Source organism: Streptomyces sp. NPDC002125, from assembly GCF_053593715.1.
Window position 1 is genome coordinate 16,815 of record NZ_JBSFDD010000019.1, and the last position, 21,087, is coordinate 37,901.

The 21,087-nt window shown below is 70.0% G+C and carries 20 protein-coding genes and 1 CRISPR repeat array; of the genes, 13 read left to right on the forward strand and 7 right to left on the reverse strand.

Going from position 1 to position 21,087, the window contains the following annotated elements:
- Positions 1 to 25: 25 nt before the first annotated feature.
- The 4 genes from ACWCQM_RS27550 to ACWCQM_RS27565 all read right to left on the reverse strand — a co-directional run bounded on the left by ACWCQM_RS27550 (position 26) and on the right by ACWCQM_RS27565 (position 2,629).
- A complete protein-coding gene (locus ACWCQM_RS27550; protein WP_450917924.1) occupies positions 26 to 751 on the reverse strand; it encodes a recombinase family protein in 726 nt (241 codons plus the stop codon).
- Positions 634 to 1,029, reverse strand: a complete 396-nt coding sequence (locus tag ACWCQM_RS27555; protein ID WP_450917808.1) for a zinc finger domain-containing protein — start codon at positions 1,027 to 1,029, stop codon at positions 634 to 636. Before ACWCQM_RS27555 ends, ACWCQM_RS27550 begins: the two co-directional genes overlap by 118 nt.
- Positions 1,030 to 1,166: 137 nt before the next feature.
- The gene (locus tag ACWCQM_RS27560; RefSeq protein WP_450917809.1) at positions 1,167 to 2,063 is read right to left on the reverse strand and encodes an SCO6745 family protein; all 897 of its coding nucleotides are present in this window, start codon (positions 2,061 to 2,063) and stop codon (positions 1,167 to 1,169) included.
- 32 nt (positions 2,064 to 2,095) lie between these two features.
- Positions 2,096 to 2,629, reverse strand: coding sequence for a YbhB/YbcL family Raf kinase inhibitor-like protein (locus ACWCQM_RS27565; protein WP_450917810.1), 534 nt, complete (start codon positions 2,627 to 2,629; stop codon positions 2,096 to 2,098).
- Positions 2,630 to 2,727: 98 nt separating this feature from the next.
- Between ACWCQM_RS27565 and ACWCQM_RS27570 the strand changes: the two genes are divergently transcribed.
- The gene (locus ACWCQM_RS27570) at positions 2,728 to 3,420 is read left to right on the forward strand and encodes a GntR family transcriptional regulator (RefSeq protein ID WP_450917811.1); all 693 of its coding nucleotides are present in this window, start codon (positions 2,728 to 2,730) and stop codon (positions 3,418 to 3,420) included.
- Between the two features lie 2 nt (positions 3,421 to 3,422).
- Here the strand turns inward: ACWCQM_RS27570 and ACWCQM_RS27575 are convergent, their stop codons facing one another.
- Positions 3,423 to 6,386: a Tn3 family transposase gene (locus tag ACWCQM_RS27575; RefSeq protein ID WP_450917812.1), complete on the reverse strand. Its 2,964-nt coding sequence runs from the start codon at positions 6,384 to 6,386 to the stop codon at positions 3,423 to 3,425.
- Between the two features lie 191 nt (positions 6,387 to 6,577).
- A CRISPR array of direct repeats spans positions 6,578 to 6,972; the repeat unit is 29 nt; unit sequence GGGACCATCCCCGCGGGCGCGGGGAGCAC.
- A gap of 232 nt (positions 6,973 to 7,204) precedes the next feature.
- Here ACWCQM_RS27575 and ACWCQM_RS27580 point away from each other — a divergent pair.
- The 8 genes from ACWCQM_RS27580 (at position 7,205) to ACWCQM_RS27615 (ending at position 15,403) form a co-directional block, all read left to right on the forward strand.
- Positions 7,205 to 7,558 carry a hypothetical protein gene (locus ACWCQM_RS27580; RefSeq protein WP_450917813.1) on the forward strand — a complete coding sequence of 118 codons (354 nt, stop codon included), beginning with the start codon at positions 7,205 to 7,207 and terminating at the stop codon, positions 7,556 to 7,558.
- 5 nt (positions 7,559 to 7,563) lie between these two features.
- The gene (locus ACWCQM_RS27585; RefSeq protein ID WP_450917814.1) at positions 7,564 to 7,893 is read left to right on the forward strand and encodes a DUF6233 domain-containing protein; all 330 of its coding nucleotides are present in this window, start codon (positions 7,564 to 7,566) and stop codon (positions 7,891 to 7,893) included.
- Positions 7,894 to 8,255: 362 nt separating this feature from the next.
- Positions 8,256 to 10,937, forward strand: coding sequence for a class IV lanthionine synthetase LanL (lanL, locus tag ACWCQM_RS27590; RefSeq protein WP_450917815.1), 2,682 nt, complete (start codon positions 8,256 to 8,258; stop codon positions 10,935 to 10,937).
- Positions 10,938 to 10,981: 44 nt separating this feature from the next.
- Positions 10,982 to 11,137 (forward strand): VenA family class IV lanthipeptide, encoded by a 156-nt coding sequence (locus ACWCQM_RS27595; protein ID WP_450917816.1) that lies wholly within the window; start codon positions 10,982 to 10,984, stop codon positions 11,135 to 11,137.
- A gap of 299 nt (positions 11,138 to 11,436) precedes the next feature.
- The gene (locus ACWCQM_RS27600; protein WP_450917817.1) at positions 11,437 to 12,549 is read left to right on the forward strand and encodes an ATP-binding cassette domain-containing protein; all 1,113 of its coding nucleotides are present in this window, start codon (positions 11,437 to 11,439) and stop codon (positions 12,547 to 12,549) included.
- 71 nt (positions 12,550 to 12,620) lie between these two features.
- Positions 12,621 to 13,418, forward strand: a complete 798-nt coding sequence (locus ACWCQM_RS27605) for an ABC transporter permease (RefSeq protein ID WP_450917925.1) — start codon at positions 12,621 to 12,623, stop codon at positions 13,416 to 13,418.
- A gap of 291 nt (positions 13,419 to 13,709) precedes the next feature.
- On the forward strand, positions 13,710 to 14,249 hold the full coding sequence (locus ACWCQM_RS27610; RefSeq protein WP_450917926.1) for a hypothetical protein: 540 nt from the start codon (positions 13,710 to 13,712) through the stop codon (positions 14,247 to 14,249).
- Positions 14,249 to 15,403 carry a tyrosine-type recombinase/integrase gene (locus tag ACWCQM_RS27615; protein WP_450917927.1) on the forward strand — a complete coding sequence of 385 codons (1,155 nt, stop codon included), beginning with the start codon at positions 14,249 to 14,251 and terminating at the stop codon, positions 15,401 to 15,403. Before ACWCQM_RS27610 ends, ACWCQM_RS27615 begins: the two co-directional genes overlap by 1 nt.
- Before the next feature lie 204 nt (positions 15,404 to 15,607).
- On the opposite strand, the gene ACWCQM_RS27620 is transcribed toward ACWCQM_RS27615, so the two are convergent.
- Positions 15,608 to 16,126, reverse strand: coding sequence for a MarR family winged helix-turn-helix transcriptional regulator (locus ACWCQM_RS27620; RefSeq protein WP_389493463.1), 519 nt, complete (start codon positions 16,124 to 16,126; stop codon positions 15,608 to 15,610).
- Positions 16,127 to 16,298: 172 nt separating this feature from the next.
- Between ACWCQM_RS27620 and ACWCQM_RS27625 the strand changes: the two genes are divergently transcribed.
- Both ACWCQM_RS27625 and cutA read left to right on the forward strand, forming a co-directional pair.
- Positions 16,299 to 17,513, forward strand: a complete 1,215-nt coding sequence (locus ACWCQM_RS27625; protein ID WP_450917818.1) for an FAD-dependent monooxygenase — start codon at positions 16,299 to 16,301, stop codon at positions 17,511 to 17,513.
- A gap of 629 nt (positions 17,514 to 18,142) precedes the next feature.
- A complete protein-coding gene (gene cutA / locus ACWCQM_RS27630) occupies positions 18,143 to 18,466 on the forward strand; it encodes a divalent-cation tolerance protein CutA (protein WP_450917819.1) in 324 nt (107 codons plus the stop codon).
- Here the strand turns inward: cutA and ACWCQM_RS27635 are convergent.
- Positions 18,463 to 19,776, reverse strand: a complete 1,314-nt coding sequence (locus ACWCQM_RS27635) for a helix-turn-helix domain-containing protein (RefSeq protein WP_450917820.1) — start codon at positions 19,774 to 19,776, stop codon at positions 18,463 to 18,465. The two genes, cutA and ACWCQM_RS27635, sit on opposite strands and share 4 nt — an antisense overlap.
- Before the next feature lie 175 nt (positions 19,777 to 19,951).
- Here ACWCQM_RS27635 and ACWCQM_RS27640 point away from each other — a divergent pair, with 175 nt between their 5' ends.
- Positions 19,952 to 20,515, forward strand: a complete 564-nt coding sequence (locus ACWCQM_RS27640; RefSeq protein WP_450917821.1) for a hypothetical protein — start codon at positions 19,952 to 19,954, stop codon at positions 20,513 to 20,515.
- Between the two features lie 97 nt (positions 20,516 to 20,612).
- Positions 20,613 to 21,011 carry an ATP-binding protein gene (locus ACWCQM_RS27645; protein ID WP_450917822.1) on the forward strand — a complete coding sequence of 133 codons (399 nt, stop codon included), beginning with the start codon at positions 20,613 to 20,615 and terminating at the stop codon, positions 21,009 to 21,011.
- Positions 21,012 to 21,087: the final 76 nt, after the last annotated feature.

Below are 21,087 nucleotides of genomic sequence, written 5' to 3' on the forward strand. Positions count from 1 at the left end.
AAGCTGCCGCGAAGTGACAAGTAACTCAGCGTGCCGTTTGGGCCTTAGCTTCTGTGCGGGGTTCAGGAACCTCGCTGCCGGTGAGGGCGGCGAAGTCGGCGTGGGCCTGTTCGATGGCTTCGGGGTACGCCACCCGTTTCTCGTGTTCGGCGAGCGCCCGGTAGATGCTGGCGACGGACGGGCTCTGCCCCTTGCGCTTGCCGGTGGGGATGATCAGGTCGGGCTGGATCTGCTCGACCGACTCCCCGCCCGCGCGGCGCCGGAGCACGGTGTGGAGCATGTCGTCGGTGATGACTGGCGGCCGGCCGCCGTGCTTGCCCTTTCGCGCCGCGGTGTCGAGCCCTTCCAGCGTCGACTCCCGGATGTTCTCCCGCTCGGTCTCCGCCATCGCTGCGAAGAACGCGAACAGCAGCTTGCCTGGCCCGGTGGGGTCGTAGATGCCGGGCAGGGGCCCGGCCAGCATCTCCAGCACCAGGCCGTGAGCGGTGAGGTGGTCGGCGAGCGCGGTGAGTTCGGCGGCGTCCCGGCCGAGCCGCTTCATCTCGTACACGGTGAAGATGACCCGGCAGTGCGGGGCGTGCGCCTTGATCTCCCGGGCCGTCCTCAGCGCCTCCTCGAACTTCGGACGGACCCTCACCCGGGTGCTGATCTTCTCGCTGAAGATCTTGTCCCTGGGGATGCCGTGCTTGCTGAGCGCGTCGAGCTGCGAGTCAAGTTCCTGCCCGAGGGTCGAGCACCTCGCGTACCCGATGCGGATGTCCGCGCTCGGCAGGGGTCGATCGGTGCCAGCGGCGGGGTGCCCGGCCGCCACGGCCGACCCGGGCCCCGGTCGGCCGGGGTCGGCGCCCGCAGCAGCTTCGCGAGGCGGGGCACCTTCGTGAAGCGGCGGGTGTGGTAGGCGGAGGCGACCGCGCCGCCACGCGAGCGGCACGGTGAGCCGGGCTGGGCGTCACACTTCGGACAGATGTGTCGTTCAACGTCGTCGGCGTCCGACCGGTCGGTTGGGGAAGGCTGCTGAGGGCCCGTCATGGGTCCGGATTTTCGCACAATGCAAGTCTCAGAAGGGGGTCCGTCCCGCTTTTGAGTGAGAACGGGTTCTGCGAACGAATCTGGGTCCGGCGGGTGTCCGGCGGCCTGTTCTTGATCTTGCTCGCACAAAGGACCGTTTATGCGAGATCAGACTGGCCACGAACGGCCGGAAACGTCCCTGCTGCAGTGAACGCGTTGGCGATCGGCGCGATGAGCGAGGCGAAGCGGCGGGCGCCTGCGTTGCCGATCGGTGCCCACAGCGCGGCGCAGTGCTCGTCTGTCTCCACTTCGATGCGCTCGCGTGCCGCACTGCCGACGTCGGTGACCACGCCGTGAGAGTCGAGCCAGCCGCGCGCGACGAGGCGTGCCGTCGCCGCGCTCCACTCCTCGTCGTCCCACCGGCGGGTCGCTCGCGCCAGAGTTGTCGGGAGGCGGCCGGTCGCGGTGTGCAGAACGAGGCAGTCGCACGGCCCGAGGCCGTTGTCGGCGAGTACGACGAGATGGGCGTCGCCGCGCCACTCGCGTGCCACCGTGATCTGCTGCCAGAGTGCGACGAGAGGATCGGGGGGAAGGGCGACCGAGGCGTTCGCGGCGGCCAGCACCTTGCCGGCGTAGTCGGCACCGGCGACGACCGGGTCGATCAGCGAACGCGCCTCGGCAAGATGGTCGTCGATGAGATGTATGTTGACGCGCCGCATCGCCCGGCCGGCGGCCAAGAAGCGGGCGGCCTGCCACCGCTCCGACGGCGCGGCGTCCCATACGCCCGCCATGGCCCGCACGGCCCGCGGGCTGAAGTTGTAAAAGGCCGCGAGCGTGACCTGCCACGGGACCGCGCCCATCGCGGCCGACCGGAAGGCCAGATACGCCGGCCCGCGGTCGGTCACGCCGAGCTCGGCCGCCTCCTCGGCGGTCTCGGGGACGAGATATATGAACAGGTGGGCGGCGCTGACGGCGCGACTGACGTCGCGGACGGCGTTGAGGTCCATCGGGCCGTCACCGGTGCGGGCGTCGTCGGGAAGAGTGTCGAGGTGCATCACGGTGGTGTCTCCGGGAGTCGGGGGCGCTGTCAGGCGGGTGTTTCGGCAGTGGCGATCAACACGGCGCGTCCGAGGGTGTGACCGGCCATGGTGAAGCCGAGGACGGCCGGTGTGGCGTCGGCCGGGACTCCTGTCGAGGGGATGTCGAGGGCGTGCACGACGACGAAGTAACGGTGCGGGCCGTGTCCGGCCGGCGGGGCGGCGCCGATGTAGCGGGCCACGCGGGCGTCGTTGGGCAACTGGTAGGCGCCCTCGGGCATCTGTGAGCCGGTGTCGTCGCCGGCGCCCTCGGGCAGCTCGGTGACGGGGGCAGGGATGTCGGCGACCGCCCAGTGCCAGAACCCGGACCCGGTGGGGGCGTCGGGGTCGTAGACGGTGACGGCATAGCTCTTGGTGCCGTCCGGGGCGCCGCTCCAGGACAGCTGCGGGGATGTGTCCTTCCCTCCGGGCAGGCCGGATGAGTGCTGCTCGGGCGGCCACGCGGCGCCGTCGGTGACGGTGGTGCTGGTGACGGTGAACGAGGCCGCCTGGGGGAGGCGGGCGAAGGGGTCGTTGGCAGGCACAGCGGTCGTTCCTTTCCGGACGAGGACGTCCTCGTCGGCTACTGAATCGACCGTAACACAAATAATCGATTATCTAATAGATCGTCTAGGATGGGCTCATGACTCAGACGGCGCACTCCTCGACTCCGCCGGGGAAGCAGATGCTTTCCGAACAGGTCTACGCACACCTGCGGGACGCGATCATGCGCGGGGACCACCCCCCTGGCGCCCCTCTCAAGCCGCAGGATCTTGCCAGGGAGCAGGGCGTGAGCCTGGCCGTGGTGCGCGAGGCGCTCGTGCGGGTGGTCGGCGAGGGGCTCGCCGACCGGCTGCCCAACCGCGGTTTCGCCGTCCCGTCCTTCTCCGACCGCCGCTGGCAAGAGATTGCGGAAGCCCGTCGGACCGTCGAACCGGTCGTACTGCGCATGTCCATCGAGCGCGGTGACGTCGACTGGGAGGCCCGCGTGCGGGCCGCCCACCATCGTCTCGTGCGCACTCCGGCGTACGCGCCGGAGGAGGGCGAGTACTACACCGGTGCTTGGGCCGAAGCTCACAGAGCCTTCCACCGCACGTTGCTGGAGGGGTGTGGCAACCGCGCATTGCTGGAGACCTTCGACCGGTTGTGGACCCAGAGTGAGCTGGCCCGCCGTTGGTCGGCGCACCGCAACCCCGACCGGGACGGCGCCAAGGAACACCGCAGGCTGGAGGAGGCGGTGCTGGACCGCGACGCCGACACCGCAGCCGCGGTCCTGGTCCAGCACCTCACTTCGACCGCGGCTGCTCTGACCGACGATTCAGGCCAGGCCACCTAGGCTTACGCCGCAACAGCGAGGTCGAGGTGGGAATTCATGTCCAGCTCGAACCGGCCGTAGGGGTTCACGTGGGTCCAGGACAACGGGGACAGAGCCCGCCGGTCGGCGTCGGTGAGCCGCTTCTGCCACTTCTCCTCGCTCAGGATGTCCTGGAGGAGCAGGGTGTTGACGTGCACCAGCGCGGACTGGAGCAGGTGCAAGGCGAGCATCGAGATTTCCTGGGACTCCTTGTCGGAGCCGGTCAGGTCGCCGTCCTTGCCGTAGAAGAGGTCGTGGTTGGCGGAGTTCCAGTTCTCCACGACCTGGAGGCCGTCGTTGATCTCGCGCCGCAGGTCTGCGTCGGCGAGGTAGTCGCAGATGAACGCCGTACGCACCGCACGCCCGAGTTCCTCGATCGCCCGGTAGGTGGGGTGCTTGGGCCCGCCGCGGGTGAAGCGCCGCAGGACCTGCTCGGCCTCGGCGGTGCCCAGGCGCAGGGCGGTGGTGTATTTCACGATCTGGTCGTACTGCTGGCGGATCAGGTCCCAGTCGATCGTCTTGGTCGACAGCACCGGTGCCAGGTTCGGCCACTTCTCGTCCTCCCCTGCCGCCGGCCGGTACAGCCTCGCCGAGCCGACGTTCTTCAGCCTGGGGAGCAGGTTGAAGCCGAGCATGTGGGCGAAGGCGAACCCGACGATGGAGGCGCCGTGCGTGTCGGTGTACTGCCGGTCGATCTCCACGTCCGTGCAGTGCCGCAGCACGCCCTCGATCATCGCGGCGACCTCGGAGGCCGAGCAGGACTTGAGCTGGCTGTAGACGCACAGCGACTTCTTCTCAACGTGCCAGTAGATCATCACGCCGGGCCCGCGGTACCGCTGGTGCCACTCGGTCATGAAGTTCGAGCTCCAGGAGCCGAACTTCTTGGAGTCGCTCGCGCAGGCGGTGCCCTCGCCCCACCACGCCGCGTCGCGGGCGGCGAAGGTGGCGTTGACCAGCCGCACCAGCGCCGCGCGCAGGTTCGTCCTGTTGACGAACAGGTGCCGTACCCGGCGCAGGACGGCCTCGCTTTCGCCGTGCTTGCCGGTGACCGCGACCCGCTTGATGCCCATGTTCGTACCCAGTGCGAACAGCACCAGCAGCAGCCGGCGCCGCAGCACCGCCTTCGGGACCGCCTCCCTGGTGGCGACTGACGTGAACTCGCCGGTGAAGCCGGTGGCGAACTCGGCCTCCTTGAGGATGTCGATCAGGTCGATAGTGCCCCAGCGGTGCTCGATCTCCGCCTTCAGCGCGACGAGGTTCTCCGGCTCCTCCTGCTTGCCCAGCGGTGAGACCTTGATCCACGGCTCGCCGTGCTTCTTGACGATGTCCACCCCGCCCGTGGTGCCCAGCTCCAGCGCGGTTTCGAAGCGGGTCAGGGCCTCACGCAGCCTCTTCTCCAGGGCCTCGATGAACTTCTCGGGGTCCAGCGGCTGGCGGATCGCGTCGTAGTGCACATCGCGGTTGTCCTCGAAATCCGGTGGCAGATCGTCCTCCGGGTTCTGCCACCGGTTCGCGCCCGGCACCCAGATCTCCCGCCGCCGCAGCGCGTCCCGCAGCGCCACGAGCACGCACAGCTCGTACGGGATGCGCTCCACCCGGCCGCGCTCGTCCACCACGGCCTGGCGCCACTCCTCGCGCACCACCCCCGCCAGCGGGATCTTCTCCGCCTCGTCGAAGAACGCGCCCTCCTCGGCGATGGGCTGGTCCACGTACCTCTTGAGCAGGTCGATGGCGTCCATCACCGGCCGGTAGGCGGTGTTGTTGCACTTCATCTCCAACGCGTTCAGCAGCGGCGAGAGCATCCGCCGCCAGTGGTTGGAGTACGACGAGCGCAGCACCGTCCGCACCCGGGCCCGGTAGCGGGCCTCGTTCGCCGCCGCCTCCGCCGCCAGGGCCTTCAGCGTCGACTCCCCGGCAACCGGATAGATCACCTTGCGGACCGTGCCGCCCGGCTCGGCGACCGCCGCCTCCGCCAGCCGCAGCAGGATGCCCTCCTTGCCGAGGACCCGCTTCATCTCCTTGTTGAACTCGCCCTCGACCTTCTTCTCCGCCCGCGTGTTGATCTTCTGCACGAGCTGGATAAACAGCTCCACCAGCGAGTCGGTGATCTCCGTCTCCCGCACGTGGCACAGCGCGGACAGCAGCGTGTAGCGCACCGGGCCGCCCGCCGCCCGCAGGTCCGAGGGGTACTCCTTCGACGCCCGTGCCCGCCAGGCGGCCACCAGCTTCTCCGACACGTCCCCGAACAGCTCCGGCGGCAGCTCCAGCCCGCGAACCCGCTGAAGCTTGTTCACCTCTGCCAGGAGGCTGTCCAGCCCCAGCGCGCCCGGATCGGCTTTCAGCTCGGTGAAGAACGTGCCCCCGCCGCCCGTGCTGTCCTCGCTCGTGTCGGCGTCCTCGGCGATCAGGTCATCCAGCCGGGACCGGGTCGCGGCAGACAGCCGGCCCACCGTGGTCGCGCAGAACCGTTCCTCGAAGGTGTTGACCGCCGACCCCACCAGACGGGCGATACGCCCCGGTTTCGGCGGCTCCAGCCTGTCCTTGCGGCAACGGGCCACCACCGCCTCCGCCAGCCGGTCCCTCGACAGCTCCACCCCGCACAGCTCCACCGCCAGCCACTCGGCGAGCTGGGCCTGGTCCTCCTCCGTGCACTCGCGGAAGCCAAACGCGCTCCGGATCTCCACCCGGTGCCGCTTGATCGCCCGCCCCGCCCAGTCGTATGCGGCCCACTCCTCCGCAGGCACCTTCACCTGCTGGGCGACGTACGACACCGCCGGCGCCGGGATCTCCTCGGCGTTCTCCGGGAACCGGGCCTCCGCCTCGAAGAATTTCAGCAACATCGCGAACCCCAACCGGTTCGCCCCCGACTTGTTCCGTAGCCGCTCCTGGTCCTCCTCCAGCAGCGTCCAGACCTCGATCAGGTCCTCCGGCTCCCACTCCTGCCGCACCCCGGGCTCCTTCCGGTCGTCATGACCGGGCCAACGTCGCCGAGCACTGCCCCCGATGAACTCAGAAGATCGAAAACGCTGACAAGCGCACCCCAGATCCGCTACAGAGAGCTACTTGTCACCTCGCGGCAGCTTCGGGAGAACAGGGCCGGGGAGCACGGGTGCTCCTCGCAGGCACAGCACGAGGCGCTGGGACCATCCCCGCGGGCGCGGGGAGCACACGAGGCACGGTGCGGAACGCAGAGGAGCGCCGGGACCATCCCCGCGGGCGCGGGGAGCACACCTGCCCGCGGTGCTACGCCGGGGCCGGGAAGGGACCATCCCCGCGGGCGCGGGGAGCACCACCGGCACCAACACCCGGAATATCGGGTAGCGGGACCATCCCCGCGGGCGCGGGGAGCACACCAGGTGCGTGAGGCGAAGGAGGACGCGCGGGGGACCATCCCCGCGGGCGCGGGGAGCACCGCCCCAGGTCCGAGACGTACCGGGCGAACTGGGGACCATCCCCGCGGGCGCGGGGAGCACACGGCATCCCCTGCAGGGAGGCTGACCTGGTCGGGACCATCCCCGCGGGCGCGGGGAGCACTCTTGCTGAACAGCAAGTTTGTCACCCGCGAGAGCCGTTCTGCATAACTTCCACCGATTCCGACAAAGCTCATATTCCAACCAATCAGTCGCCTCAACGACGCATCGGCGCGACCGCTCGAAGACAGCCGCGGCCCAAGACGCCGGCTCGCGGTGGGCTGATCGGATGGAACGCGAGCCGGCCGGCAGTGTTGGACTCGCACACGCAATTCGAACAGACGTATTATTTTTACGTGCCGACCTACACCTTCCCCCAAGACCTGCGCGACGCCCAGCTCGCCCTCCACCAGACCCGCGCCGCCTACGAGCAGTACGCCCGGACCCTGCCGTGGTCGGCCGAGCCGATGCCCGGTTGGGAGGGTGACAAGCAGCTGCACAGCGGGTACCGGTCCGCCAAGCCCGACAGCCCCGGCTACACCGACGAGCAGCGCCAGCAGGTCGCACGGTTCCGGGCCGAGCTCCTCGAGCTGAGTACTCAGGTGGCGACCCACCCGTTCTGGGCGACGCTGGAGCGGGGCGATGTCGTGGAAGGCCGGATGGTTCTCCAGCACACCCACGAGCAGCCGGCCGCGGCCGAGGCGGCCTGAGTCCTGTGCCGGATTCCAGTGGGATATCCCGGCTCGAGAAGTGGCGGGCCACGCGGGAGTACCTCGCGTGGCAGCTGCGGTGCGCGGACCAGAAGGTCCGCGAGCTCGAGGCCCAGGAGCAGCAGGAGAAGAAGCGGCGGGAGCAGGCGCGGGCCGAGCAGTCGTGGAAGATCCAGCCCCAGCGCTCCAGCGTGAACGCGCTGCTGCACCGCGGGAACTGCACGCTGTACAAGAACGACTTCGGGTTCATCATCCGTGAGGAAGCGGTCATCGCCCTGGCCGAGCCCGACATCGAGGCCTGCCAGATCTGCAATCCGCAGACCGGGCTGGAGTGAGCTGCGACGTCCGGCGCAGGTTGCCCCTTGGAGTGGAGCTGCGGGCACGTCGCCAAGAGTGGACCGTCCTGTCATGATCACTATCGAGCCCGACGCTCGGTGAGTGGCTTACGGGCTGCTGGACGCGGGGCGGTTCAGTCCCTTGTGGTCCCATCATTTTCAGCGCCAAACCGGCGCCCGGAGCAATATCACCGCGCGCACCATTCCCGCACTTCTTCTCTGCGCCTGTTAACACCATCCGGCCTTCCAACACCACCGTGCGCCTGTCGAAGCAAGGGACGAGATCCGGGCCCCGGTTGTACGTTTTTTTCTTACCGAAGGCATAGTCCAACCAATGGTCTTCACCGTTGAGAGGGACCGGCATGACGAGCCACGCAACCGAAGTCGACCTCGAAGAAGTCCTCCGACGGGTACTGGAATCCAGCGGTGCGGGTACGCGGTGGACCACCGACACGGACGGGATGTGGTGCCACCTCACACCCGAGTCCGCGAACCTCCCCAAGCAGGGCTGGAAACTGCATGTGTCGGCGACGTCCGCCTCCGCGCCGGTGGTTCTCACCAAGGCGCTGGGCGTCCTGCTGTGGGGCGAGTCGGCGTTCAAGTTCGCCCAGTCCCTGGACCAGGTGAGCGCGCTCAACTCCCGCGCCACACCCCGGGGCAGCTCGGGCAAGTTCATCACCGTCTACCCCCGGTCCGACGCCGACGCAGCCCGCCTCGCGCAGGAACTGCACACCGCCACGGCAGGGCTGGCCGGCCCCCGGATCCTCTCCGACCAGCCCTACGCCGTGAACAGCCTGGTCCACTACCGCTACGGCGCCTTCGTCGGCCAGCGGCGGCTCTCCGACGAGGGACTGCTGGTCTGGTACTTCGAAGACCCCGACGGTAACCCCGTCGAGGACGTGCGCAGCGGCCAGTACACGCCCCCACCCTGGGCGGTCAGCCCCTTCCCCCCATCGGTGCCAGTCCCGCCGCAGAAGCAGCAGGCACCGGCGGGCCCGGTCCTGCTCGGCGGCCGCTTCTCTGTGCGGGAAGCGATCCGCCACACCAACAAGGGCGGCGTCTACCGGGGCACTGACGTCACCACAGGCGCGCCGGTGGTCATCAAGGAGGCCCGCCCGCACGTCGAGGCCGACGCCTCGGGCGCCGACGTACGCGACTGGCTGCGCGCCGAAGCGCGGGCGTTGGAGAAACTGGCCGGCACCGGCCTGGCCCCGGAGCTCCTCGCGATGTTCGAGCACGGCGGCCACCTCTTCCTCGCACAGAGGGAGATCCCCGGCGTCCCCCTGCGCAACTGGGTGGCCGAGCACTTCCGCGACGCCGGCGCCGAACGTTACCGCGCCGACGCCCTCGCCCAGGCCGGCCGGCTGATCGACCTCCTCGCCGCGGCCCACGCATGCGGCGGCGTCCTGAGAGACTTCACCCCCGGCAACATCATGGTCCGCCCCGACGGCGAACTGCGCCTCATCGACCTCGAACTCGCCGTCCTGGAGGACGAAGAGGCCCTCCCGACGACGGTGGGAACCCCCGGATTCAGTGCGCCCGAACGCTTGTTGGACGCGCCCGTCTCCCCGACGGCCGACTACTACAGCCTCGGCGCCACCCTCTGCCTCGTCCTCGTCGGCAAGGTGCCCACCCTGTTGCCCGAGCAGCCCGCCGACCGGTCCCCGGACGAGCGGCTCGCCGAGTGGCTGACCGCCGCCGACGGGGCGCTCCCGCTCCCGGACGGCCTGCCTGAGATTGTCCTCGGGCTGATGAAGGACGACCCCGCCGAGCGCTGGGACCCGGAAATGGCCCGCGCTGCCCTGCGCCGGACGGCCGGGACGCGGCAGCAGCCGCCCGCCGCCCCGGACAGGCGCCGCCCAGCCGCCCCGCAGCCCGCCGCAACACCGGCCGCCGTGGCGGCGGGGATCGTCGAGCACCTCGTCGACTCGATGACGCCGAAGGACGCGCAGCGGCTGTGGCCCGTATCCACCCGGGCCGGAGAGACCGACCCCTGTACCGTGCAGCAGGGCGCGGCCGGCGTACTGGCCGTCCTGACCCGGTACTTCGAACTCACCGGCGATCCGCGTCTGCCCGAGGTGATATCCACCGCGGGCCGCTGGATCGCCGACCGGACCGACACCCGCTCCACACGCCCCGGCCTTCACTTCGGCGGTAGGGGGACCGCATGGGCCCTGTACGACGCCGCACGCGCCGTCGAGCACCGCGGCCTTGTCGACCACGCGATGGCCCTGGCCCTGGCCCCGCAGGAGTCGACGCTCAGCTACGACATCACCCACGGCCACGCGGGCAGCGGACTGGCCGCCGCCCACCTGTGGCACCGCACCGGCGACCCCCGGCTGGCCGACCTCGTCGTCGCCGCCGCCGACCGGCTGGCCGCCGCCGCCCAGCACGGGCCCTCCGGCGTGAGCTGGCCGATCCCGGCCGAAGCCGTCGCCAAGGAGGCCGGCAAACGCTACCTCGGCTTCGCCCACGGAACGTCCGGCATCGGATACTTCCTGCTCGAAGCAGCCGCCGTCGCTGACCGCCGGGACTACCTGGACCTGGCCGTCGCAGCCGGTGAGGAGCTGGTGGCCAGCGCCGTGCGCATCGGCGGGGCGGCCCAGTGGCCGGCGCAGGCCGGCGACGTTCCCACTGCGCCCTACTGGTGCCACGGCTCGGCGGGCATCGGCTCCTTCCTGCTCCGGCTGTGGCGGACCACCGGCGACGAACGCCATGCCGAACTCGCCCGCGGCGCCGCCCGGGCCGTCGTCGAACGCGCCTGCCGGGCGCCCCTCGCCCAGTGCCACGGGTTGGCGGGCAACGGCGACTTCCTCCTCGACATGGCCTCGGCCACCGGGGATCCCTCCTACCAAGCGATGGCCGAGGACCTGGCCCGCCTCATCGCAGCCGAACGGGCCCACCGCGACGGCCACGTCGTCTTCCCCACCGAATACGGGGACGTCTCGACGAGCTGGAGCGACGGATCCGCGGGGATCCTCGCGTTCCTCCTGCGGACCCGGCACACAGACTCCCGGCACTGGACGATCCAGCAGCCGGGCTGAGCGGCAGGGAACCTGCCGCTCACCTCAGAGAGAAGGAGAAAGTCATGGAGAACCGCGACCTCGAACTGCTGGCTCACCTTCACGCCCTTCCCGAGACCGACCCGATCGGCGTCGACGGCGTCCCGTTCGCCGACACCTGCGCGTGTGTCGGACTCCTGACGCTGCTCAACACCATCTGTGTGGGCATCAGCTGCGCCTGACCCGGCGGTAGGCCCCTTCGGCTCCGCCATTGCACGGCGGCCCCGACGACAGCGGTCAGGTCGACGGGACGCTGAGCAGCGGACTCCGCAGGCGGGGAGCCCCCGTACTGCCCGCCAGTGCCGCGCGGGAACGGAGCGACAGGGGCCGGACGACCTCCGGCCGGTGGTCCGCCCACGGCGGCGGCCACCGGCCGGAGCACACACCCGCTCCACCGGGAGCCGGGCACGGTCCGTCCGTGCCTGGCTCACCCGTTGCCCGCCCGAGTCCGCAGACCACACCCCGCAGACGAGGACCGACCATGCAGCCACATGCCGGCGACGACGCCCCCGCCCGGGCCTCCCTACTGGCCGCCGCCCCCACCGACCCGGACGCCGCGCGGACGGAGCAGGGACCGGCGTACGCCATCAGCACGCGCGGTCTGGTCAAGAGCTACCCGGGCCCGGACGGCACCGCCGTCGAGGCCGTGCGCGGCCTGGACCTGGACGTGCAGCAGGGCGAGACCTTCGCCTTCCTCGGCCCCAACGGCGCGGGCAAGTCCACCACCATCTCCCTGCTGTGCGCCCTCGCCCGGCCCACTGCCGGACACGCCACGGTGGCCGGCGCCGACGTGCTCGATCAGCCCGACCGGATACGGCGGCAGGTCGGGATGCTCTTCCAGCACAGCGCCCTGGACATGGACCTGACGGCCGAGCAGAACCTCCGCATCCACGCCCGCCTCTACGGGCTGAGCCGCCGCCACGCTCGCCGACGCGCAGCCGAGACGCTCGAGGCGGTCGGACTGGCCGACCGGAACCACTCCCCGGTGCGCACTCTGTCCGGCGGTATGCGACGACGCCTCGAACTCGCCCGCGGCCTGTTGCACGAACCACGGATCCTCTTCCTCGACGAGCCCACCACCGGACTCGACCCCCACGCCCGCGCCCAGGTCTGGCAGCACCTGCGCGCATTGCGCGACCGGCAGGGCATCACGCTCTTCGTCACCACCCATTACCTCGGCGAGGCCGAGAACTGCGACCGCCTCGCCATCATCGACGGCGGCCGCCTGGTGGCACAGGGCACCCCCCTCGCTCTGAAGGCCGCGATCGGGGACGACCGCGTGGTGCTGCGCACCGGTGATGACCAGGCGGCGCACGAGGTCGTGCGCACGGCCACGCCGCTGGGCACCGCCACTACCCTGGACGGCGAGGGGATCTCCCTGCGCCTGCCCGACGGCAGCTCCTGGATACCACGCCTGTGCGGGGCCCTGGCGGCCCAAGGCATCCCCGTGCACGCCGCCTCCGCCACCCCGCCGACGCTCGACGACGTCTTCTTCCACCACACCGGCCGCAGCATCCACGGCACACGCCCCCTCCCGGCGGCCGGCGCGGCCGCGACGCACACCACCACGACGACGAACGGGGAGGGCCCGTGACCACATCCGCCGTGCGGCCGCCGGACGTTCCGCAGACCCCCTACGCCCCCGCCCCCGACCCCGCGCCACTCCTGCGCCGCGAACTGCGCGCCGTCCACGCCCTCGTCCACCGCGACCTGCTGCGCCTTGCCTCTCAGCGACTCCACACCGCGCTGATGCTGACCCAGCCGGTGCTCTACCTCCTGATCCTCGGAGGCGGCCTCGCCGCCCTGATCCCCGACGCGGCCCTGGGCGTCGGCTACCAGACCTACCTGTTCCCCGGCATGCTGATGATGACCGTCCAGACCCCGGCCATCATGGTCGGCATCCGGCTGATCACCGACCGGCAGAGCGGCTACCTGCGCGAACTCTTGATGGCACCCGTACGCCGCTCCACGCTGCTCCTGGGCAGCTGCGCCGGCGGCACCGCGGTCGCCGCGGTCCAGGGCGCCCTGCTCCTCCTCCTCGCCGGGCTGGCAGGCCTGCCCTACGACCCGCTCCTGCTGGCCCTGCTCCTGGCCGGCGTAGTGCTGGTCTCCTTCACCATCACTTCGATGTCACTGGCCCTGGCCGTGAGCCTGGCGCGCGCCGAGATGTTCCACATGCTGCTCGGCCTGGTGATGACGCCGTTACTCTTCCTCTCCGGCGGCTTCTTCCCCCTGGCGAACCTGCCGGACTGGGCCCGAACCCTGGCGGCCTTCAACCCGCTCGCCTACGGCATCGACCTGCTGCGCCGCTCCATCGGGGTCAGGGAACCGCAGCAGGCTGCCGTGGCCGGCATCGAATGGTTCGGCCGCCAGCCCCCGCTCGCCCTCGAAGCGGCGGGCCTCGTGACGATCGGCGTCCTGGCTCTCCTGTGGGCCGCCCACCGCTTCGGCCGCCCCGAGTAGACACCGGGCGTGCGGACGTCCCCTCGGTGGGTGTGTCCAGTAAACGGCTGATCCAGTTTCTGTAGTGGGTCAGTTGGCGGCCGGGGTGAGCCAGCGTTCGAAGGCGATCCGGAAGGCGTTCAGGGGTGCCTCCAGCGCATGGTCACCGCTTGTGGCCGCAAGGGCTGATCTGTCGAAGCGTCTGGTTCCTGATTGGCTCTGGGAGCTGGTCGCCCCGCTACTGTTACGCAGTCACCTTCGGCCACCCTCGTATAATTTCCCTTGTACGTGGCTGTTTCACTGGGAGGGATCGTGGAGAACGAGGGGGATGGGCGTCCGCTGCTCCTGCTCGATGTGGACGGCCCTCTGAATCCGTACGCTGCCGCGCCGCAGAGGCGACCGGCGGGGTACAGCACGCACCGCATGCGCCCGACCGGGTGGGAGAATCCGTGGGACAAGCCCCTACGGGTATGGCTCAACCACGGCCACGGGGCAGACCTCCTGGCGTTGCCCTACGAGCTGGTGTGGGCCACCACATGGAAGAACGAGGCCAACGACTGGATCGGCCCGCACCTCGGCCTGCCCACCCTTCCCTTCGTCGACTGGCCCACCATGACGCCGCAGCAGGGCGCCCGACTGCACTGGAAGACACAGGCGTTGGTCGCGTACGCCAAGGGTCGCCCGTTCGCCTGGGTGGACGATGAGCTGAGCCCGGAAGACCGGGAGTGGGTCCGGAAGAACCACGATGCTCCGGCGCTCCTGCACTGGGTGGACCCGCGCCTGGGCCTCCTGCCGGACGACTTCAGTGCTCTGGCGAAGTGGGCAGTGGACCAGGAGCAGGTGCCAGCGTGATGGAGCACGAGGCCGGCGCGGAGGTCGTGGACGCGGAGCTGGTGGAGGAGGACCACCTGCCAGCGGCGATCCTGCCGCGTCCGGCGGCCCGCCCGGTGGTCGACCGGCACACCATCCTCTACCCCGGCCAGGAGCTCCCCACCGAGGCCGACCAGCCGACGTACACCGAGCGGGACCTGTACGTCTCCGAGCAGACCGCCGAGCGGCTGGAGAACCAGTCCGCGCCGAAGAACACCAGCGCCAACTACCTGTCCCAGCGCAACAAGTTCGCCGCCTGGTGCGCCGGCGAAGGCCGTGTGGCCTGGCCGTGCACCACCGCCACCTATGTCGAGTACGTCGCCCACCTCATCGAGCTGGGGCGCTCCCCGAACGCCATCAACGCCGCCATGTCGGCCATCCGCACCTGGATGCCCGAGGACCAGAAGCCCGGCACGAAACAGGCCCGGGGCATGCTCAACGAGTACAAGAAGACCTGGGCCAAGCGCACCGCGGTTCGTAAGGCGCCTCCGATCACGGACGAGTTGCTGCGGGCCATGGTCGCCACGTGCGACCTTCGCACCATCGCAGGTCGCCGCGACCGGTGCATGCTCCTCCTCGGCCGGGGCGCTCTCAACCGCAGGATCGAGCTCGCCGATCTGTCCATCGCGGACGTCGCGGTCGACGACGACTTCGTCACCCTGCACATCCGATCCTCCAAGACGGACCAGGAGGCCAAGGGTGAGCACACAGACATCCCCGCCGAGGAAGATCCGCTCCTCGACCCCGTCGCGGCCGTGAGGGACTGGCTCACCGCCCTCCACCACCTCGGCGTCCGCGAAGGCGCGTTCTTCCGGGCCCTCACCTCCCGCGGCACCCTCCAGAACCGGGCCGTCGCGAAGGAACGCGGTGACTACGTCACCGGGGACGCCATCAACGACTGGGTCCGCAGCCGTGCCCACAAGGCCGGCGCGAAGAACTGGCAGCAGATCACCGCCCACGGGCTCCGCCGTGGCGGAGCCCAGGCCATCGCGGAGGCCGGCGGGGACCCGACGAAGCAGGGCCGGTGGAAACCCGGCTCGGCCGTCGTAAAGCGGGAGTACCTGGACCGCGCCCAGTCCAGAGCGGAGAATCCGTGGCTCAGGGTGCAGGCGAAGCGGCGCGATAAGTCGGCGTGATCGTGCAGGTCAGGCTTATTTCGTGGCACATCAAGCGGTGTCGGTGGCGCTCGGAGCGGGCCTCCAGGCGAGTACGGTCGTCACCCACTGCGAGTCGCGAGCTCGGCCCTGCCGCGCCCTGGTCCATCCACGGTCCGTCTCCCGTTCCCAATCCGGGGTCACGCCCTGCTTACCGTTCCCTCCTGCCGAACGAGCGACGAGTGCTCAGGCTGCCCCTTCTCCCTCCTCGTCGAACCGGTCCAGCCGCGCCGTCACATCGTCGGCGAGACGCGTGAGGAGACGGGTGAGGTCATCGCGATCCTGCTGCGACCAACCGGCGAGCGCCTCGGCGAACCAGCCCAGCAGAGAGGCCACGTAACGGTTGGCGGCCTCCGTGCCCGCTTCGGTCGGTTCGATGAGGCTCGCGCGGCGGTCGTGGGGATCGGCGACGCGTCGCACGAGACCGCGTTTCTCCAGGACCTGAACCTGGCGGGTGACGTGCGGGCCCACGACCTGCATGCGGTCGGCGATCTCGCCGATCCGCAAGGGCTTGTCCGCAGTCCGGAGGGACACCAGCGCGCCCATGGCGGGACGGTCGAGGGCGAGGCCGGCCTCCTCGGTGGCGCGTTCGATCAGCCGACCCTTGGTGAGAGCGCTGCTGAGCCGGGTGATCCGGGGCAGCACGGCGAGCAGGTCGGCGGGGGGAAGCCCCGGTGTGGAAGGCCCTGAGGGCTCGGTTGTCATCACATCTCCATTTGCATACCTAAGTTAGGCATCTATATAGTCGAGCATGGCCGCGCCGATGGAAGCGCCCTGTGATCTACGTAAAGATACCTAAGGTACGCATCTTTATGCGCATGCCCGCGTACCGCCTTCGTCACCCCGGGGGCCCGCCCCGGCAGAAAGGTGTAAAGCCATGATCAAGAACTCTCACTCCTCCCGCAGCGTACTGATCTCAGGAGCCAGTATCGCTGGCCCCGCACTCGCCTACTGGCTCGACCGATACGGCTTCGACGTGACCGTCGTCGAGAAGGCCCCCGCCGTGCGCGGGGGCGGGTACGCCATCGACATCCGCGGCACGGCCCGCGAAGTGGTCGACCGCATGGGCCTGCTGCCACGCCTGACCGAGGCGCACGTCGACAGCCAGCGGATCACCTTCGTGGACGCGGTGGGCGAAACGGTCGGCTCGGCGCGGCCGGAGCAGTTCACCGGCGGAGAGGCGGGCCTGGACCTCGAGGTCCGGCGCGGTGACCTGGCCGAGGCGCTCCACACGCCGGTGCGGGAGCGAGTCGAGTTCCTCTTCAACGACTCGATCGCCACACTCGACGACACCGGGGACGCCGTACACGTCGTCTTCGACAGCGGAATACGCCGCACGTTCGACCTGATGATCGGCGCGGACGGACTGCACTCGAATACGCGCCGACTGGTCTTCGGCCCCGAGGAGCCCTTTCACCACTACCTCGGGCACGTGTTCGCCGGCTTCACCCTGCCGAACGAGTTCGGGTTCGCGCACGAGGCCGTCGTCTGGAACGAGCCGGGACGTGGCGCGGTCCTCTACGCTCACGAGCCGTCCGACCGTGTGCACGGCTTCCTCACCTTCGCCGACGAAACCCCGCCCTTCGACGCCTTCCGCGACCCGCGAGCCCAACGCGACCTGGTGGCGGCACACTTCCCCGAGCAGGTCTGGCACGTGCCGCGCCTGGTGGAGGGCATGCGGGAGGCCGACGACCTCTTCTGCGACATCGTGAGCCAGATCCACATGCCCACCTGGTCCCACGGGCGCGTCGTACTGGCAGGGGACGCCGCACACGCCACCTCGTTCCTCTCCGGTCAGGGCTCCAGCGTCGCGCTCGTAGGCGCCTACGTCCTGGCCGGCGAACTCGCCACCCGGACGGACCACGCCGAGGCCTTCGCAGCCTACGAGCGCACGATACGGCCCTTCGCGGAGGTCAACCAGGCGCTGGCCACCAGCGACGGCTCGGTGGTCACGCCCACGACCCGCGAGGAACTCGAGGCCCGCAACGCCCTTCTGCGCGACCCCGAGTCGGCTGCGAAGGAGCTGGCGATGGCAGGTGCGGAGAAAGGACGCGCGGCACACTCGGCACTCACCCTGCCCCACTACTGCTGATCACCGCTCCAGTCTCCCCCTTCGAGCATCCCTGGAGGCGCAGGGAGCACAGGGTGTAGAAGTCCAGCTCCTCGACGTAGCGGGGACCATCCCCGCGGGCGCGGGAGCACGCAAACGGCGGGCCGGTCTCGACCAGGTGGCGGAAACATCCCTGCACGCGCGGGGAGCACTGTTCGACGGTCTTGGCGAGCTGCCACGCCTTGGGACCATCCCCGCAGGCGCGGGGAGCACCGGCCCGAGGGCCCGCAGGTCCGCAACAACGAGGGGCCATCCCCGCACGCGCGGGGAGCACTCTCGCTGAACTGCGAGTTTGTCACCCGAGAGAGCCATTCCGCCATCCCCCGCGTACCCGACAGGTCACACCGCAGCTCTCTACGCCCGAGGCGCTGCGCGAGCAGGCTGGGAGCGTGTGGTCGACCAACTCCCCCGTGTCGGCGAGGTGACCGGCCCCGGGACCAGGCGACGGAGAGGTCGCCATGCACTGCGCCTCAAGTGCCGCTTCTTCCCGCCGAATGAGTCCGTCGGTCAGTTCGATTTGCCCCGCGGCCGCGATCGTAAGCGAGCGTCACCGAGTGCCGCCGCATCGGCGCTCTGTCGGATCCCGCACCCACCTGGCTAGGCTCCCTGCCATGACCGACTACGTGCAGGTGTCGACGGCCACCGAGACGAAGCAGCAGGCACTGGACCTCGCCGGGCCTGCAGTTCAGCGTCGCCTTGCCGCAGGTGCGCAGATCATCGGGCCGGTCACCAGCGTCTTCTGGCACCTCGGCGCCTTCGGCACCGGCGAGGAGTGGCAGCTTCTCCTCAAGACGACCGCGGACCGGTACCCGGAGCTGGAGGCAGATCTTCTCGAACGTCATCCGTGGGACAACCCGGAAGTGTGCGCGATCCCGATCACAGCGGGCGCCGAGCAGTGCCTGAAGTGGATCCATGAATCTGTCGAGACTCCCTAGCCTGCCGTCCGCTCCAGGAGGTCACGGACGGCAGCGATGCCCGCGTGAGGGCCTAGCCGGTCGAGCAGTGGGGTGATCCGCTGTCGCGGTCGTGTGGACGCCACGCCAGTTGCGAGTTCGAGCGCGCGGCGCACGGTCTCGGCTGCCTGCTCGACCTCACCGGCCATGAGATAGGCGTCGGCGAGCCACGACAGGTACAGCGCTTTGTCGCGAGCGTGGTCGTCGCTGAAGCGGTCGAGTGCGGCGGTGAGGACGGGAACCGCGCGTAGTGGGCGGCGGAGTTCTGTCCAGCAGCGGCCGGTCATGATGTCGAGTTCGTTGTGGTCGACCCAGGTGGACCACCCGGGCTGAGGCTCGCCGTCCTGTGCGTCGTCGAGGTCCTGGCGGGCGGCGGCGAGGGCTTGCTCCGTGGCGGGCGCGTCGCCCGTGACGGCGCAGGCCCAGGCCAGCCGCTCATGCAGGAGTGCGCGGACCGTGGCCGGCGTCCGGTCGGTGATGGTCGTGCAGGAGTCCTGCGCGAAAGCGGCGGCGGTGCGTCGGTCGTCTGCGAGGGTCTTGTAGGCGAGGAACGCGAGGCTGTTGCCATAGAGGTCGGAGTCCTGCGCGTCCTGCGCCGCCAGGCGGCTCTCCTCGTAGAAGGCCACGGCGTCGCGCGGGCGGCCACCGTCGAAGGCGGCCCACCCGGCCTGCTGGGCCTGCTCGGCGAGGAGCGCGGTGAGGCGGAGCCGGCACCCGCCACTGAAGGTCGCCCGCTTGAGGAGGTCCTTCGTGTACTGGACCTCGCCGAGATAGACACGGTAGGTGTCGCCACCGCCCAGGATTTCGTCCAAGGCTCGCAGGCGGGCAGTTCGCTCCCGGAGCCGGTCCACGTCGGCATCGGTGACACGGTGAGGCGCCTGAGGCCGATGGAGGGCAGGAAGGGTGGCGGCGAGACCGCTGGTGCCGGCGGCCCGGAGGATGGTTCGGCGGTGCACAGGCGTGGATCCGTTCTCTGCATGGGAAGGTCCAGCAGGAGCGTCGGCCGTCTCCCAAGGGCGGGGTGCCAGACCGACGAGGTGCCCGGGGACGCGCAGCGCGTCCGCGATCTGCACGACCTTCTCGAACGACGTGATCCGCCCCTGCCCCCGCGCGAGCGTCCCGACCCGATCCGGTTTGATGTCGCACTCCGCCGCGATCTTGGAGTAGCTGATCCCGGCACGCTCGCGAGCAATCCGGAACACCAGCCCGAAATCGTGTGCGCTGAGTGCGCGCTGCACGTCATCGTCGGCAAGGAGATCGCGCGGCAGCGCAGTCGGCGGCTGATAGGTCATACGGCACTCCTCCTGCTGGCGCGAGTGTGCACGATGATCGAGAACGGGGCCTACCCATCATGGGTACACCCCTGGGCGGGATGCAGGCGATTCGCAGGACGATCACTCTCGTACGCCAGAGCCCCAGGGCGGCGACGCCCGTCTGCCAGGGGGCGACGACTGATGAGGAGTCGCCGTGCTTGAGCGTGCCCATAGCGAGTCAACGGGTGGAGTCGTACACCTTCGACGGGAACGGGAGCTGGCGTCCGGGCATTGGCTGCTCTCGGCGGCATCCGCAGCGAACCGCCCCCAGGCGAAGACCGAGTGGAAGGAACGCGGGGCGGCGTGGCTGCGCCCCGGTGTTCTCTTCTCCGCGGTCGAGATCCCGGCCGGTGTCCTCCACGCCGCCGTCGGCCTCGACGACCCCAGGGGGTGCGCCGGGCCTCTTGCCGAGGCGCTGGAGTTCGGGCCGCTGTTCTACAGCTCGGACGGCTTCCAGTCCGAGGGCTCGTACACCGCGCTGGTCCCGGCCCGTGTCGCCCGGCTCCCAGAGCCACTACCAGGAGTGGTGACGCTCCATCAGCGTGCTCTGCTCCTCGTCCCCGCGCCGCACGTCACTGAGCCGGTCCAGGGGGGAGGCCCTTGGTGGGTCTCGCCGCTCGGCGGCCCAGGTCTGCTATGTCCCCCGGAACGTGTGGCCGCGATGGCCGCATTCGGCTGGGGCGCCCTCGCCGCCGCGAAGGGTCGCCAGGATGCTTGAGACCGCCGCCCGCACCCCGGGCGCTCCTGCGGTTCCGACTCCCTCAGGAGCGGCCGGCCGAAGTCCTTCTCGGCATATCAGGATTGGTTCGCTCGTCATGGTCCAGACCGGAACGGGCACGCTGCCCTCGTACGCCGAGACGCTGCCGAGGACCCCGGAGGCGGCGGGCTACGCTCGCCGCCTGGTCGCTCTGGTCCTGACCGTCTGGGACATGAACGAGGTGCGCGACGCTGCCGAGATGGTCGTGAGCGAGCTGCTGGCGAACGCCGTCCAGCACGCGCGGTGCGAGTCGGTCCGGCTGACCGTGACGCGGCTGAGCGACAGCAGGGTCCAGGTGTCCGTGGTGGACCGGTCCCGAGCCCACCCGAGACGCCGCGCCGCTGATTCCATCGAGGAGCCCGGGCGCGGCCTGGGCATCGTCGATGCACTGGCCCAGGGCGGTGGGGGGTCGATTCGCTGGCGTGGGGGAAGCGCGTGTGGGCCGACCTGGAAGTGACGTCCGGTGAGTGAGCTGGTCCGTCAGGTCGTCTACGTCGTCATCCTCGCCGCGCTGCTGGGAGCCCTGGTCCCCC